The 15,322-nt window shown below is 69.7% G+C and carries 14 protein-coding genes; 11 read left to right on the top strand and 3 right to left on the bottom strand.

Annotated features, from left to right (window positions below):
- Nucleotides 1-117 precede the first annotated feature (117 nt).
- On the top strand, nucleotides 118-495 hold the full coding sequence (locus AB0D53_RS13670) for a peptidase inhibitor family I36 protein (RefSeq protein ID WP_329821163.1): 378 nt from the start codon (nucleotides 118-120) through the stop codon (nucleotides 493-495).
- Nucleotides 496-602: 107 nt separating this feature from the next.
- Here AB0D53_RS13670 and aceE read toward each other — a convergent pair whose 3' ends face one another.
- Nucleotides 603-3,344, bottom strand: coding sequence for a pyruvate dehydrogenase (acetyl-transferring), homodimeric type (gene aceE / locus AB0D53_RS13665; RefSeq protein WP_362444650.1), 2,742 nt, complete (start codon nucleotides 3,342-3,344; stop codon nucleotides 603-605).
- Between the two features lie 471 nt (nucleotides 3,345-3,815).
- On the opposite strand from aceE, the gene AB0D53_RS13660 reads away from it, so the two are divergent.
- From AB0D53_RS13660 to AB0D53_RS13635, 6 genes are all read left to right on the top strand, one after another.
- Nucleotides 3,816-4,253 carry a DUF3052 domain-containing protein gene (locus tag AB0D53_RS13660; RefSeq protein ID WP_072483487.1) on the top strand — a complete coding sequence of 146 codons (438 nt, stop codon included), beginning with the start codon at nucleotides 3,816-3,818 and terminating at the stop codon, nucleotides 4,251-4,253.
- 227 nt (nucleotides 4,254-4,480) lie between these two features.
- A complete protein-coding gene (locus AB0D53_RS13655; RefSeq protein ID WP_329870545.1) occupies nucleotides 4,481-4,939 on the top strand; it encodes a peroxiredoxin in 459 nt (152 codons plus the stop codon).
- 146 nt (nucleotides 4,940-5,085) lie between these two features.
- A complete protein-coding gene (locus AB0D53_RS13650) occupies nucleotides 5,086-5,661 on the top strand; it encodes a TerD family protein (protein WP_037696943.1) in 576 nt (191 codons plus the stop codon).
- Between the two features lie 170 nt (nucleotides 5,662-5,831).
- Nucleotides 5,832-6,407 carry a TerD family protein gene (locus AB0D53_RS13645; RefSeq protein WP_362444646.1) on the top strand — a complete coding sequence of 192 codons (576 nt, stop codon included), beginning with the start codon at nucleotides 5,832-5,834 and terminating at the stop codon, nucleotides 6,405-6,407.
- A 70-nt stretch (nucleotides 6,408-6,477) separates the two neighbouring features.
- The gene (locus AB0D53_RS13640; protein WP_362444643.1) at nucleotides 6,478-7,626 is read left to right on the top strand and encodes a DUF475 domain-containing protein; all 1,149 of its coding nucleotides are present in this window, start codon (nucleotides 6,478-6,480) and stop codon (nucleotides 7,624-7,626) included.
- Nucleotides 7,627-7,800: 174 nt separating this feature from the next.
- Nucleotides 7,801-8,535: a Tellurium resistance gene (locus AB0D53_RS13635; RefSeq protein ID WP_362444640.1), complete on the top strand. Its 735-nt coding sequence runs from the start codon at nucleotides 7,801-7,803 to the stop codon at nucleotides 8,533-8,535.
- Nucleotides 8,536-8,583: 48 nt separating this feature from the next.
- On the opposite strand, the gene AB0D53_RS13630 is transcribed toward AB0D53_RS13635, so the two are convergent.
- Nucleotides 8,584-9,444: a TerD family protein gene (locus tag AB0D53_RS13630; RefSeq protein ID WP_362444637.1), complete on the bottom strand. Its 861-nt coding sequence runs from the start codon at nucleotides 9,442-9,444 to the stop codon at nucleotides 8,584-8,586.
- A gap of 220 nt (nucleotides 9,445-9,664) precedes the next feature.
- On the opposite strand from AB0D53_RS13630, the gene AB0D53_RS13625 reads away from it, so the two are divergent.
- Genes AB0D53_RS13625 through AB0D53_RS13610 form a run of 4 tightly spaced genes read left to right on the top strand, consistent with a single transcriptional unit; the run spans nucleotide 9,665 to nucleotide 14,950 of the window.
- The gene (locus tag AB0D53_RS13625) at nucleotides 9,665-10,828 is read left to right on the top strand and encodes an HpcH/HpaI aldolase/citrate lyase family protein (RefSeq protein ID WP_362444634.1); all 1,164 of its coding nucleotides are present in this window, start codon (nucleotides 9,665-9,667) and stop codon (nucleotides 10,826-10,828) included.
- The gene (locus tag AB0D53_RS13620; protein ID WP_362444631.1) at nucleotides 10,825-13,386 is read left to right on the top strand and encodes a phosphoribosyltransferase; all 2,562 of its coding nucleotides are present in this window, start codon (nucleotides 10,825-10,827) and stop codon (nucleotides 13,384-13,386) included. The genes AB0D53_RS13625 and AB0D53_RS13620 overlap by 4 nt, the downstream gene beginning before the upstream one ends.
- Nucleotides 13,383-14,243: an HAD family hydrolase gene (locus tag AB0D53_RS13615; protein WP_362444628.1), complete on the top strand. Its 861-nt coding sequence runs from the start codon at nucleotides 13,383-13,385 to the stop codon at nucleotides 14,241-14,243. The genes AB0D53_RS13620 and AB0D53_RS13615 overlap by 4 nt, the downstream gene beginning before the upstream one ends.
- A 47-nt stretch (nucleotides 14,244-14,290) precedes the next feature.
- Nucleotides 14,291-14,950, top strand: a complete 660-nt coding sequence (locus tag AB0D53_RS13610; protein ID WP_362444625.1) for an O-methyltransferase — start codon at nucleotides 14,291-14,293, stop codon at nucleotides 14,948-14,950.
- A gap of 87 nt (nucleotides 14,951-15,037) precedes the next feature.
- Here AB0D53_RS13610 and AB0D53_RS13605 read toward each other — a convergent pair whose 3' ends face one another.
- On the bottom strand, nucleotides 15,038-15,268 hold the full coding sequence (locus tag AB0D53_RS13605; RefSeq protein WP_329821172.1) for a zinc ribbon domain-containing protein: 231 nt from the start codon (nucleotides 15,266-15,268) through the stop codon (nucleotides 15,038-15,040).
- Between the last annotated feature and the right edge of the window lie 54 nt (nucleotides 15,269-15,322).

The following is a 15,322-nucleotide window of genomic DNA, read 5'->3' as shown; positions in this document are numbered from 1 at the left end:
CTGTCGCCTATCCGGGTGGTGTGGTCCGCGGCCTCTTCCCCGGGCACTTCCGCGCAGGTCAGGGTGCATGCAACTGATCCGCGCCACTGATGCGCACCATCACGGGGGACGATTTCCATGCGTACGACCGTTCTTGCCACCGCTCTGGCCGCCGCCTCCCTGGCAGCCACCGCCCTGATCCCGCAGACCGCCGCCCACTCCGCGCCCGTCGGGCTCGGCTCCTGCGCCGCCGGTCAGCTCTGCCTCTGGGACGAGCCCGACTTCACCGGCACCCGCCGGACCCATGAGCTGTCCACGACCGACATCGAGAGCTGTGTCCCGCTGCCGAAGGGCAGCAAGGTCCAGGCGCTCGCCAACCGCACCGGCCGCCCCGTCACCACGTACCAGTCGGCGGAATGCGCCGAGACCGGCGAGTTCGAGACCTACCCGGGCGGCGGAACCTGGGTGCCCCGGTCCCCGTACCAGGTCAGGGCCTTCAAGATCTGGGAGAACTGACCGCACGGCAGCCGGGAGAACCGACCGCACGGCGCGGAGCCGGCCGGGCACGCCGAAGGGCGGCGGGACCTCCCGGTCCCGCCGCCCTTCGTGCGTGCTCCTCGGCGCTACGCGTCGCCGCCGGCCGCGCCCGGGTCGGCCGCGGCCACATCCAGCAGGTCGTACCGGTCGATGGCCTGCTTCAGCAGCGAACGGTCGATCCGGTTCTCCTTCGCGAGCTCGGTGAGCACCGCGAGGACGATCGACTGCGCGTCGATGTGGAAGAACCGGCGGGCCGCGCCACGGGTGTCGGCGAAGCCGAAGCCGTCCGCACCCAGCGACTGGTACGCGCCGGGCACCCAGCGCGCGATCTGGTCCGGCACCGAACGCATCCAGTCCGAGACCGCCACGAACGGGCCCTCGGAGCCGGAGAGCTTCCGCGTGACGTACGGGACGCGCTGCTCCTCCTCCGGGTGCAGCAGGTTGTACCGCTCCACGTCCACGGCCTCGCGGCGCAGCTCGTTCCACGAGGTCGCAGACCAGACGTCCGCCCGGACGTTCCACTCGTCGGCGAGGATCCGCTGCGCCTCGACGGCCCACGGGACCGCCACGCCGGACGCCAGGATCTGGGCCGGGATCTCGCCCCGGTCGGCGGCCTTGAAGCGGTAGACACCCTTGAGGATGCCGTCCACGTCCACGTTCTCGGGCTCGGCCGGGTGCTGGATCGGCTCGTTGTAGACGGTGAGGTAGTAGAAGACGTCCTCGTTCTCCTCGGGGGTCCCGCCGTACATCCGGCGCAGACCGTCCTTGACGATGTGCGCGATCTCGTACCCGAACGCCGGGTCGTAGGCGACACAGCCCGGGTTGGTCGAGGCGAGCAGCTGCGAGTGGCCGTCCGCGTGCTGGAGACCCTCACCGGTCAGCGTCGTACGGCCGGCGGTCGCACCCAGCACGAAGCCGCGCGCGAGCTGGTCGGCCATCTGCCAGAACTGGTCACCCGTGCGCTGGAAACCGAACATCGAGTAGAAGACGTACACCGGGATCAGCGGCTCGCCGTGCGTGGCGTACGCCGAACCGGCGGCGATCAGCGACGCCGTGCAGCCGGCCTCCGAGATGCCGTCGTGCAGCATCTGACCGGTCGGCGACTCCTTGTACGCGAGCAGCAGATCACGGTCCACCGCCTCGTACTGCTGACCCAGCGGGTTGTAGATCTTCGCGCTCGGGAAAAAGGCGTCCATACCGAACGTGCGGTACTCATCGGGCGCGATCAGCACGAAACGCTTGCCGATCTCCTTGTCCCGCATCAGGTCCTTCAGGATGCGGACGAACGCCATGGTGGTGGCGATCGACTGCTGACCCGAACCCTTCTTCGCGGTCGCGTACGTCTTGTCCTCGGGCAGGACCAGCGGCTTCGCACGCACCACCCGGGTCGGGACGTAACCGCCCAGACCCTTGCGGCGGTCGTGCATGTACTGGATCTCCTCCGACTCACGGCCCGGGTGGTAGTACGGCGGCAGGCCGTCCTCCAGCTGCTTGTCCGTGATCGGGATGTGCAGCCGGTCGCGGAACCGCTTGAGGTCCTCGACCGTGAGCTTCTTCATCTGGTGGGTCGCGTTGCGGCCCTCGAAGTTCGGCCCCAGGGTCCAGCCCTTGACCGTCTGCGCCAGGATCACCGTCGGCTGGCCCTTGTGGGCCTTGGCCGCCGCGTAGGCCGCGTAGACCTTCTTGTGGTCGTGACCGCCGCGGCCCAGGTGCAGGATCTGGTCGTCGGTCATGTCCTTGACCATGTCGCGCAGCCGCGGGTCGTCCCCGAAGAAGTGTTCACGGATGTACGCACCCGACTCGGTGGCGTACGTCTGGAACTGGCCGTCCGGCGTGGTGTTCAGCTTGTTGACCAGGATGCCCGTGCGGTCCTGGGCCAGCAGCGGGTCCCAGGAGCGGTCCCAGACCAGCTTGATGACGTTCCATCCGGCGCCGCGGAACTGCGACTCCAGCTCCTGGATGATCTTGCCGTTGCCGCGCACCGGGCCGTCGAGCCGCTGGAGGTTGCAGTTGACCACGAAGGTCAGGTTGTCCAGGCCCTCGCGGGCGGCGATGGACAGCTGGCCGAGCGATTCGGGCTCGTCCATCTCGCCGTCGCCCAGATACGCCCAGACATGGGACTTGGAGGTGTCGGCGATGCCGCGCGCCTCCATGTAGCGGTTCATCCGGGCCTGGTAGATCGCACCGAGCGGGCCGAGGCCCATCGAGACGGTCGGGAACTCCCAGAAGTCCGGCATCAGCCGCGGGTGCGGGTAGCTGGACAGGCCGTTGGGCGCCTTCGACTTCTCCTGGCGGAAGGCGTCGAGCTGCGCCTCGCTCAGCCGGTCGAGCAGGAAGGCGCGGGCGTAGATGCCCGGGGAGGCGTGCCCCTGGAAGAAGATCTGGTCGCCGCCCAGACCGTCGTCCTTGCCGCGGAAGAAGTGGTTGAAGCCCACGTCGTACAGCGAGGCGGAGGAGGCGAAGGTGGCGATGTGGCCGCCGACACCGATCCCCGGACGCTGGGCGCGCGACACCATCACGGCCGCGTTCCAGCGGGTCGCGTTGAGGACCTTGCGCTCGATCTCCTCGTCGCCGGGGAAGAACGGCTCGTCCTTCGTGGCGATCGTGTTCACGTAGTCCGTACTGCGCATCTCCGGTACGGCGACACGCTTCTCCCGCGCGCGCTCGATGAGCCGGAGCATCAGATAACGGGCCCGCTCGCGGCCTCGCTCGTCGACCGCGGCATCGAGCGAGTCGAGCCATTCCTGGGTCTCTTCGGGATCGAAGTCCGGGACCTGGCTCGGCAGGCCGCCAATGATGATCGGGTTGCGATCGGATCCGGAAGCCACGCTGTTCCTTCGCTGTTCGGTGGTGCTCTACGGGGCCTGATCGAGGGAGAACATGCCCCCGGGATGTATGCAAGTACGCCATCACCATCGTGTACCGCGAGGGCGCAAACGTCATCTCTACCGAGGGGTAACCGCCGTGTTGTGAGACTTCGCGTCCGGTGTGCGGGGATGGTCCCGGTCAAACCGCAACCATACGCCCAAGCCGTCCAAGCGTTCCCAAAGGATGTTCGACTCCGAATGGCGGACCGAAACGGCATAAGCTGTGGAAGGACGTAAAGGGTGTGGACGGTAGCGCCGGGCCCCCGGAGGGGATCTGCCGACAGTGCGGCGACGTGGCATGGAACGTCACCGTTTAGGCGGTCTCGGACGCCGGGTACTTGCGCGATCCGCCGCTCCCGTGTGGACTACGGCCAACGCCCCGCGCACGCGCGTGGCTGCAGCATTTTCCGAAACATGATCAGGAGGCAACCCGTGAGCGCGACCGCGGACCACGCGGAGGAGCGGACCAACCCGGCAGCACGCCTGGGGTTCGAGCCCGGACAGGTGGTCCAGGAGATCGGCTACGACGACGACGTCGAGCAGGAGCTCCGTGAGGGCATTGAGGCCACAATCGGCCAGGATCTCGTCGATGAGGACTACGACGACGTCGCAGACGTCGTCCTGCTGTGGTTCCGCGACGAGGACGGCGACCTTACGGACGCGCTGGTGGATGCCATTGGTCTGATCGAGGACGGCGGTACGGTCTGGCTGATGACGCCGAAGACCGGCCGTGACGGGTACGTCGAACCGAGCGACATCAACGAGGCAGCACAGACGGCCGGTCTCTCCCAGACCAGGAGCATCAACGCGGGCAAGGACTGGACGGGCAGCCGTCTGGTCACGCCGAAGGCGGCCAAAGCCAAGCGCTGAACCACGCTCGCCACACAATCGCCATGAAGGCCCCCGACGGCATCGAGCCGGCCGGGGGCCTTCGTACGGCCACGGGGTGACGTCGTACGGCCGCGGGGTGTCCTTCGGGCGGCCGCGACGCGACGGGTTGCCCCGTGCGGGCGCTGCGTGGCCCGCTGCGGGCCCTGCGTAGGGTGGGAGCCACCCGGACGGCCCAGCCCGGTGAACGTAGCGAAGGGACGCTTTTCATGGCGATCGAGGTCGGTACCAAGGCCCCGGATTTCGAGCTGAAGGACAACCACGGCCGGACCGTGAAGCTCTCCGACTTCCGCGGCGAGAAGAACGTCGTGCTGCTGTTCTACCCGTTCGCCTTCACCGGCGTCTGCACGGGTGAGCTCTGCGCGCTCCGCGACGAGCTGCCGAAGTTCGAGAACGACGACACGCAGCTGCTCGCCGTCTCCAACGACTCCATCCACACCCTGCGCGTCTTCGCCGAGCAGGAGGGCCTCGAGTACCCGCTGGTCTCGGACTTCTGGCCGCACGGCGAGACCTCGCGGGCGTACGGCGTCTTCGACGAGGAGAAGGGCTGCGCGGTGCGCGGCACCTTCATCATCGACAAGGAGGGCGTGGTGCGCTGGACCGTCGTCAACGGCCTGCCCGACGCCCGTGACCTCAACGAGTACGTCAAGGCGCTCGACGCGCTCTGATCCGGCACCGGCGGATCCTCGTGCGACCCGGCGAAAAGCCTGCTTCGCCGGGAACCGGTCACTAGGATCCAGTCGTTGATCGGATGCCAACGCAACGTGGAGGCGCCGGCGTGTGCCGGCCCCCAAGGAAACCAATGGGAGGACTCGTGGGAGTCAGCCTCAGCAAGGGCGGCAACGTCTCGCTGACCAAGGCCGCGCCCAACCTGACGGCGGTCGTCGTCGGTCTCGGCTGGGACGCTCGCACCACCACCGGTGGTGACTTCGACCTCGACGCCAGCGCCCTGCTGACGAACGCCGAGGGCAAGGTCGGCAGCGACGGAAACTTCGTCTTCTTCAACAACCTCAAGAGCCCCGACGGCTCCGTCGAGCACACCGGTGACAACCTCACCGGTGAGGGCGAGGGCGACGACGAGGTCATCAAGGTGAACCTGGCCGGTGTCCCGGCCGACGTCGACAAGATCGTCTTTCCGGTCTCGATCTACGAGGCCGAGACCCGTCAGCAGAGCTTCGGCCAGGTGCGCAACGCGTACATCCGCGTGGTCAACCAGGCCGACAACAGCGAGCTGGCCCGCTACGACCTCAGCGAGGACGCCTCGACGGAGACCGCCATGGTCTTCGGCGAGCTGTACCGCAACGGGGCGGAGTGGAAGTTCCGTGCCATCGGTCAGGGGTACGCCTCGGGGCTGCGCGGCATCGCGCAGGACTTCGGCGTCAACGTCTGAGGAAGCGCGACCGGGCCGCGCCGCCGAGGCGGGGCCCGGGGCACGCCAGCAGTACCCCGTCCGGCGCCGCACCTCCGTGCGGCGCCGGACGCGCTCGACAGACGGCCCGGAGGGCTCCTCGGCCCACCGGGCCCAGCAGACGGTTCATCGACTCGGGGAGGACACACACCATGGGCGTCACGCTCGCCAAGGGAGGCAATGTCTCCCTCTCCAAGGCCGCACCCAACCTCACCCAGGTACTGGTCGGGCTCGGCTGGGACGCACGATCCACCACGGGTGCCGACTTCGACCTCGACGCCAGCGCGCTGCTGTGCCAGTCGGGCCGGGTGCTCGGCGACGAATGGTTCGTGTTCTACAACAACCTCACGAGCCCCGACGGCTCCGTGGAGCACACCGGTGACAACCTGACGGGTGAGGGCGAGGGCGACGACGAATCGGTCATCGTGAATCTCACCCAGGTCCCGGCGCACTGCGACAAGATCGTTTTCCCGGTCTCCATCCATGAGGCCGACAGCAGGGGCCAGACCTTCGGCCAGGTCAGCAATGCGTTCATCCGCGTGGTCAACCAGGCGGACGGTCAGGAACTCGCGCGTTACGACCTCAGCGAGGACGCCTCGACGGAAACCGCGATGATCTTCGGTGAGCTCTATCGGTACAACGGCGAGTGGAAGTTCCGTGCAGTGGGACAGGGGTACGCGTCCGGGTTGCGCGGCATCGCTCTAGACTTCGGGGTCAACGTTTCGTAAAGCCGCGCACGGCGCGGGGGAGCCCCGTACATCTCGGGGGAGACCCGTTACATACACGATGGGGTAGCCAGTGCTTCTGAAAACCTTCGGCTGGTCGTTCGCGGTTACCGCGCTCGGCCTTGCCGCAGCTTGGATCTACGGGGGGTGGGAAGCCTTCGGGGTCGTCGCGATTCTTTCCGTCCTGGAGATCTCGCTGTCCTTCGACAATGCGGTGGTCAACGCCGGAATCCTGAAGAAGATGAATGCCTTCTGGCAGAAGATCTTCCTGACGGTCGGTGTGCTCATCGCGGTCTTCGGTATGCGGCTGGTGTTCCCCGTCGTGATCGTGGCCATCACCGCCAAGATGGGTCCGATCGAGGCGATCGACCTTTCCTTCAACCAGCCCGAGCGCTACCAGGAACTCGTCACCGACGCCCACCCGGCGATCGCCGCGTTCGGTGGCATGTTCCTGCTGATGATCTTCCTCGACTTCATTTTCGAGGACCGTGACATCCAGTGGCTGCGCTGGATCGAGCGTCCGCTCGCCAAGCTCGGCAAGGTCGACATGCTGTCGGTCTGCATCGCGCTGATCGTGCTGCTGGTCGCCTCCATGACCGTCGCGACCAACGCGCACCAGCACGGCGGAGGTCACGCGGACAAGGCGGAGACGGTCCTGCTCGCCGGTATCGCCGGTCTGGTCACGTACCTCATCGTCGGCGGTCTCTCCGGCTTCTTCGAGAACAAGCTGGAGGAGGAGGAAGAGCGCGAGCACGAGGCCGAGGAAGAGGCCAAGCGGAGCGGCAAGAAGGTTTCCTCCGTCGTGCTCGCCGGCAAGGCCGCGTTCTTCATGTTCCTCTATCTGGAAGTGCTCGACGCGTCCTTCTCGTTCGACGGTGTCATCGGCGCCTTCGCCGTCACCAACGAGATCGTGCTGATGGCCCTCGGCCTCGGTATCGGCGCCATGTACGTCCGTTCGCTCACGGTCTACCTGGTCCGTCAGGGCACGCTCGACGACTACGTCTACCTGGAGCACGGCGCCCACTACGCCATCGGCGCGCTGGCCGTGCTCCTGCTCGTCACCATCCAGTACCAGATCAACGAGCTCATCACCGGCCTGACCGGTGTCGTGCTGATCGCCTGGTCCTTCTGGTCCTCGGTCCGGCGCAACAAGGCGCTGGAGGCCGAAGGCGGCGACGGCGACGGCGCCGGTTCCAAGGCAGAAGTCCCGTCCGGGGTGTGACCCGGTAGGGATTGCGGAACGCTCTCAGCGGGGCGGTCCGTGAGGCAACGGTTCTCCGGAGACATCCGGACCCGGCCCCACGGCCGCCCCGCAGCGATGTGGGCGTCCCGTGCCCGGGCACGGGACGGCCGTGGGACGGGGCACTTTTCTACCGAGAGGCAATGGGGGTTGGGGATGGCGTTCTGGGACGGCCTGTGGCCGCGGCGGGAGGCACAGTTCGAGTCGGGCAGCGCGGCGACCAGCTCCATCGTGCTCTCCCGGCGGCACGCCACGGTCTCACTCACCAAGCAGGGGGCGCTGACCGGCAATCTGCGGGTCAATCTCTCCTGGCAGATGCGCACGTCGGACATCATGGGCCGCTCGCGGCAGAGCGGCAGGCTGCTGCGGCCGCTGAAGCTCTTCAAGCCCGATGTGGTCCAGGCCCACACCCAGGGCATGGTCAACGTCGACCTGGACCTGGGCTGCATGTACGAGCTGAAGGACGGCACCAAGGGCGTCGTCCAGCCGCTGGGCAACCTCATCGGCGACCTGAACTCCCCGCCGTACATCCGGCTCAGCGGGGACGACCGCTTCGGTGCGCCGTCGGGTGAGACCGTCTACGTCAATCTCGACCAGCGCGACCAGATCAAACGGCTGCTGTTCTTCGTCTACATCTACGACCAGACGCCGGCCTTCGACCGCACGCACGCCAAGGTGACGCTCTACCCGGGCAACGGCCCGCGGATCGAGATCGAACTCGACGAGCACGCCCCCGAGGCCCGGTCCTGCGCCGTGTTCACGGTGGAGAACATCAAGGACGAGCTGATCGTGCGGCGCGAGGTGAAGTTCGTGTACGGATTCCAGTCGGAGCTGGACCGGCTGTACGGCTTCGGCATGCAGTGGGGACGCGGCTACAAGTCGCGTACCTGAGCGGGCCCCGGCGCCGTATGGGCCCCGGGCCCGTCAGGGAGCCGCGCCTCAGGACCGTACGAACTGCGGCCCCTGCGGCGGCAGCACGAAGTTCGGGTCCGGGGCGGGTGCGGCGGCCGCGGCGGGCTGCGGATAGCCGTACGCCGGCCGGGCGGCGGGCTGCGGGTACCCGTACGCGGGCTGGGGCGCGGCCGGGGCCGCCGCGGGCTGCGGATAGCCGTACGCGGGCTGCTGGTGCTGGACCGTGACCTGTGAGTCGGGGCCGGGCGGCACGGCCGGCGGGAAGCCGGGCGCGGGCGGGAACCCGGACGCCGGTCCGGGCGAGGGAGCCGCCACGGGCGCCGGGTCCGGCCCGGGCTCGGCCGCGGTTTCGTCGACGGAGATGCCGAAGGCGGTCGCCAGGCCGACCAGCCCGGTCGGATAGCCCTGCCCCACGGCCCGGAATTTCCAGCCATCGCCGCGCCGGTAGAGCTCGCCGCAGATGATCGCCGTCTCCTCGCCGGTCTCCGGCCGCACGTCGAAGACCGCGAGCGGATCCCCGTCGGCCGAGGCCGCGTCGTACAGCAGGATGCGCAGATCGTGCACCTGTGCGAATGCAGCGCCGTCGGAGGAAGCGGCGACGACCACCTGCTCGACCGAGGCGTCGAGCCCGCCCAGATCGGCCTCGATGGTGTCCGTGAGCCCCTCGGGGACGCTGCGCTTGGGCAGCCGTCGCACCAGGCCGGAGGGGTGGCGGGGCTGGTTGTAGAAGACGAAGTCCTCGTCCGAGCGCACGCGGCCACCGGTTCCGAGCAGCAGGGCCGAGGCGTCCACATCCGGAACTCCGGCGCCCGGGGTCCAGCGCAGCACGGCCCGTACGGCCATGGCGTCCAGAGGAACGTTCGAGCCTTTCACCATCGCGTGCGTCATGCCCGTCATCCTGCCTGCTGGCTGCCCGCGCGGACAACGCGGGGGTCGCACCGAGTGTTGCGGCGGCATACCGGAAGCTCGCGGTCCGCGGCGCTCCGACCCATCGGGAAATGGACGAGTTACCCGGAATTCATGCACGTGGGGAACTGTCGACACCCGCTCGTACGTACTATTACCGGCCATGCGTTGTACGGCCGGTCAGCCAGTTCGGGGGAGTTACATGCGTCATTTCGGGCACATAGCGCCCGCCACGAGGGAGGGTCTGTTCTTCCAGGAGCCGTGCGAGTTCGGCCCGGATTCGTCGGCCCGCCTGCTTTCGGCTGCCCTGGGAGCAACCCTGTACAGCCCTGCCACCCGGCCGAGACTCGCTGATGACGTCGTCAAGCAGGCCGGGCGCGGTGTCGTCTCGATGGTGCTGTGCCTGGAGGATTCGATCGACGACTCCGAGGTCGCCGGTGCCGAGGAGAACCTGGTCAGGCAGTTCGCCGAGCTCGACGCGCGTGGCGCCGAGGCGCCGCTGCTCTTCATCCGGGTCCGGGAGCCGGGCCAGATAACCGACCTGGTGCATCGGCTCGGCGCCACCGTCCGGATGTTGTCTGGTTTTGTACTTCCTAAGTTCACCGAAGAGCGTGGCGTGCCCTTCATGGAAGCGCTCACCAAGGCCGAAAAGGCTTGCGGGCGGCGCCTCTTCGCGATGCCCGTCCTCGAATCGCCCGAGCTGCTGTACCTGGAGACCCGAGGGGAAACGCTCCGGGGAATAGCCCGCACCGTCGACAAGTACCGCGAGCGGGTGCTCGCGCTGCGGCTCGGCGTCACCGACTTCTGCTCGGCGTACGGACTGCGCAGGGCGCCCGACATGACGGCGTACGACGTACAGATCGTCGGCGCCGTGATCGCCGACGTGGTCAATGTGCTGGGCCGCGCGGACGGCACCGGCTTCACGATCACCGGCCCGGTGTGGGAGTACTTCCGGCTCCAGGAGCGCATGTTCAAGCCCCAGCTGCGCCGCAGCCCCTTCCTGGAGGGCCGGGCCGAGGAACTGCGCACGGCACTGATCGAGCACGATCTGGACGGTCTGCTGCGCGAGATCGGGCTCGACCGGGCCAACGGTCTGCTCGGCAAGACCTGCATCCACCCCTCGCACGTCGCGCCCGTGCACGCGCTGTCCGTGGTCAGCCACGAGGAGTTCAGTGACGCGGAGGACATCCTGCGGCCGGAGCGCGGCGGCGGTGGCGTGATGCGTTCCGCGTACACCAACAAGATGAACGAAGTGAAGCCGCACCGGGCCTGGGCCGAGCGGACCCTGCTGAGGGCCGAGGTCTTCGGCGTGGCCAGGCAGGACGTCGGCTTCGTGGAACTGCTGGCCGCGGGCCTCGCGGAATGAGCGGGCAGCCGGCAGGGACGGCGAAAGAGAAGGAGACGGCGAACGTGGTGTGGTCGGGCAGCTGGGTGGCGGAGCGACTGGGCGTCGAGCTCGTCGGTGACGGGAAGCCCGAGGGCGGCCGGGAGCTGAGGGAGCTGCTGGGCCTCGCCCTGCGCCGCAACCCCAAGCGGGCCCACCTCCTCGTGTCGAACGTCCTCGGCAAGCACGTGCCGCAGAAACCCTCCGTGGTCTACGGCACCGGATTCGAGCTCGGCCTGAGAGTGCGCGGACTCCTCGGTGAGGCCGAGGCGCGCCGGGCCGTGGTGCTCGGTTACGCGGAGACGGCCACCGGCCTCGGACACGCGGTCGCCGACGGGCTCGGCACGGCACCGTACCTCCACTCCACGCGCCGCCTCGTCGAGGGCGTGGCCCGGGCGGGCGGCTTCGAGGAGTCCCACTCGCACGCCACCTCGCACCTGCTGCTCCCGGAGGACCCGGACCTGCTGGCGGGCGACCGGGGCCCGGAGCGTGCCGACACGCCGCTGGTGCTGGTGGACGACGAATTCTCCACCGGCAACACCGTGCTCAACACCATCCGCGCACTGCACGAGCGCTATCCGCGAAGCCGCTACGTCATCGTCGCCCTGGTGGACATGAGGTCCCAGGCCGACCGGGGAAGGCTGACCGGCTTCGCCGCGGAGATCGGCGCCCGTGTCGACCTGGTGGCGCACGGCTCGGGCACGGTCAACCTCCCGGAGGGCGTCCTGGAGAAAGGCCAGGCCCTGGTCGCCGCGCACGAAGCGGAGCCCGCGGATTCCGCCGCGCACGAAGCGGCCGGGCCCGCCGGTCCCGCCCGCCCGCGAGCGGCCGGTGCCCCCGGCCCCCGGCCCTGCACCCGGGTGGACCTCCGATGGCCCGCCGGTGTGCCCGACGGCGGCCGGCACGGCTTCACCCCCGCCCACCGGTCGATCCTGGAACCGGCCCTCCCCGCCATGGCCGCCCGCATCGCCGAAGCGCTGGGCGACGCCCGCCGCGTACTGGTCCTGGGCTTCGAGGAGCTGATGTACGCCCCCCTGCGCCTGGGCACGGCCCTGGAGGAGCACACCGACGCCGAGGTGCGCTACTCCACCACCACGCGTTCCCCCGTCCTCGCCGTGGACGACCCGGGCTACGCGATACGGACCCGGCTGGTCTTCCCGGCCCACGACGACCCGGCCGACGGGCCCGGCGACCGGTACGCGTACAACGTCGCGGGCGCCGGTTTCGACGCCGTGGTACTCGCCGTCGACTCCGCCGCCGACACCCCCGAACTCCACGCCCCCGACGGCCTGCTGGCCCAGCTCGCCGCCCACACCGACCACGTCCTGCTCGCGGTCGTCCCCTCGTACGTCCCGTCGCGCCCCCACCCGCGTGTCGCCGAACGGCAGGAACCCCCCGTGCTGCCCGAGCCCCTCCGCGGCCCCGCCTTCTCCTCCTACGCGCCGGACGAGGTCGGCTGGCTGCTCCAGGACTTCTCGGACACCGAGCTGGAGGCGCCCACCGAGGAGCGCGAGGAGGCGATACAGAGCGGCGGCGCGCACTACGCCGAGTCGCTGCCCGTCGAGTACCAGCCGTCCGACCGGTACCAGGAGCTGTTCAAGGCGGCGCTGGAGCTGTCGGCCGCCCGTGTCGCCCGCGCCGTCGGCACCGTCACCGAGACGGTTCTCGCCGAGCGCGGCCCCCGGCCGGTCCTGGTCTCGCTCGCCAGGGCCGGCACGCCCGTCGGCGTGCTCATGCGCCGCTGGGCCAGGCACCGGCACGGCATCGACCTGCCGCACTACGCCGTCTCCATCGTGCGGGGTCGCGGCATCGACGCCAACGCCCTGCGCTGGCTGGCCGCCCACCACGACCCGGCGGACGTCGTCTTCGTCGACGGCTGGACCGGCAAGGGCGCCATCACCCGTGAACTCTCCGCGGCGCTCGCCGGGTTCGAGGGGTTCGACCCCGAGATCGCGGTACTCGCCGACCCGGGCGGCTGCGTCCGCACGTACGGCACCCGCGAGGACTTCCTCATCCCGTCCGCCTGCCTCAACTCCACCGTCTCCGGGCTGATCTCACGGACCGTCCTCCGCTCCGACCTGGTGGGCCCCGAGGACTTCCACGGCGCGAAGTTCTACCGGGAGCTCGCCGGCACCGATGTGTCCGGCCACTTCCTCGACACCGTTGCCGCGCACTTCGACGAGGTCGGCGACGCCGTGGACGCCGAGGTCAAGGAACTGCTCGCGGCCGACCGCGCCCCCACCTGGGAGGGCTGGGCCGCCGTGGAACGCATCAGCGAGGAGTACGGCATCCACGACGTCAACCTCGTCAAGCCGGGCGTCGGCGAGACGACCCGGGTCCTGCTGCGCCGCGTCCCGTGGAAGATCCTCGCCAAGCGCGGCGCGGGCGCGGACCTCGGACACATCCGGCTGCTGGCCGAGCAGCGGGGCGTACCCGTGGAGGAGGTCGACGGACTCCCGTACACCTGCGTGGGACTGATCCACCCGAAGTACACCAGAGGCGCGACGGGCGCGGACGGCAAGGCGGTGGAGTCGAAGTGACCGCCCCCGCGGCCCGGGTGAGGACCGGGACCGGCGCCCCCGTGACCCTGGTCGCCAGCGACCTCGACCGGACCCTGATCTACTCCTCGGCCGCGCTCCAGCTCGCCGTGCCGGACGCCGAGGCCCCCCGGCTGCTCTGCGTGGAGGTCTACGACCGCAAGCCGCTCTCCTACCTGACGGAGACGGCCGCGGAGCTGCTCGGTGAGCTGGCCCGCACCACGGTCTTCGTCCCGACGACCACCCGCACCCGCGAGCAGTACGGACGCATCCACCTGCCCGGCCCCGCACCGCGGTACGCGATCTGCGCCAACGGGGGGCACCTGCTCGTCGACGGCGAGTCCGACCCCGGCTGGCAGCGGCAGGTGGCCCGCAGGCTCGCCGACGAATGCGCCTCCCTCGCCGAGGTCCGCGCCCACCTCCTGGCCGCGGCCGACCCCGCCTGGCTGCTCAAGGAACGGGTCGCCGAGGACCTCTTCGCCTACCTCGTCGTGGAACGCCCGCTGCTGCCCGGGGGCTGGGCCGAGGAACTGGGGGAGTGGGCGCGGACACGCGGCTGGACGGTCTCCCTCCAGGGCCGCAAGATCTACGCCGTTCCGGGCCCGCTGACCAAGAGCGCCGCCATGGAGGAGGTGGCTCGGCGCACCGGCGCCACGCTCACCCTCGCCGCCGGTGACAGCCTCCTGGACGCCGACCTGCTCCTCGCCGCCGACCGCGCCTGGCGCCCGGCCCACGGCGAACTGGCCGACAGCGGCTGGAGCGCCCCGCACGCCGAGGCGACGGCCGCGCACGGCGTGGCGGCGGGCGAGGAGATCCTCCGGCACCTCCTCAGGGCCGCGGGCGAGGCAAGATCGTCCTGACGCCGGGCGAAGGCGCGCCGGCCGATCGACGCCGCGAGGAGCGCAGGATGACCAAGGGCAACGAAACCAAGATCACGGACGAGCTGTACGCGTACATGCTGGCGCACAATCCACCGCTCGACGCGGTGCAGCGCGAGCTCGTGGAGACCACCTACGCGCGCCTCCCCGAGCACGCCGGCATGCAGTCGGCCGAGGAGCAGGGACCGCTGCTCGCCTTCCTCGTCCGGCTGACCGGGGCCCGGCACATCGTGGAGGTCGGGACGTTCACCGGCTTCTCCGCCCTGTCGATGGCGCAGGCACTGCCCGCCGACGGGCGGCTGATCGCCTGCGACATCTCGGAGGAGTGGACCGCCTACGGCCGGGAGGCCTGGGAGAGGGCGGGTGTCGCGGACCGGATCGAGCTCCGTATCGCCCCCGCGCTCGACACCCTGCGGGCGATGCCGGCCGAGCCGCACATCGACCTCGCCTACCTGGACGCGGACAAGGGCAACTACATCCCGTACTGGGAGGAGCTGGTGCCCCGGATGCGGCAGGGCGGTCTCGTCGTCACGGACAACGTGCTCTTCCATGGCGGGGTGACCGACCCGCGGGCGACCGGCGGAGCGGCGGCGATCAAGGAGTTCAACGACCATGTGGCCGCCGATCCGCGGATGGACAGCGTGCTGCTGACGGTGTCCGACGGCCTGACGCTCTCCCGCAAGCGGTAGCGGCCCCGGTCGCCCGGAACCGCCCGCTCCTCCGCAGAGCCTGCCGGAGACCTCCGACCGGGCGGTCGAAGGCCACCCGGCAGGATCTCAGCCGCAGCAACCCCCACCGCAGCAGCCGCCCCCACCGCCCCCGCCACCGGCCGACGGGGCGGCGGGCGCGGACCGGGCGGCCGACCCGCCGACGGCCACGGTGGAGAGCAGCTTCACGGTGTCGGCGTGACCGGCGGGGCAGGAGGCCGGGTCGGAGGACTGAGCCATCGGACGGCTGAGTTCGAAGGTGTCTCCGCAGGAGCGGCAGCGGAATTCGTAACGAGGCATGGCCCCAGGCTAACCGCGACCGCGGGCTCAGGGAGTGCGCCGGACGACGGGTAT

The organism is Streptomyces sp. NPDC048295, assembly GCF_040652135.1.
Classification (GTDB): domain Bacteria; phylum Actinomycetota; class Actinomycetes; order Streptomycetales; family Streptomycetaceae; genus Streptomyces.
This window is presented reverse-complemented; position numbering and strand designations above follow the sequence as displayed.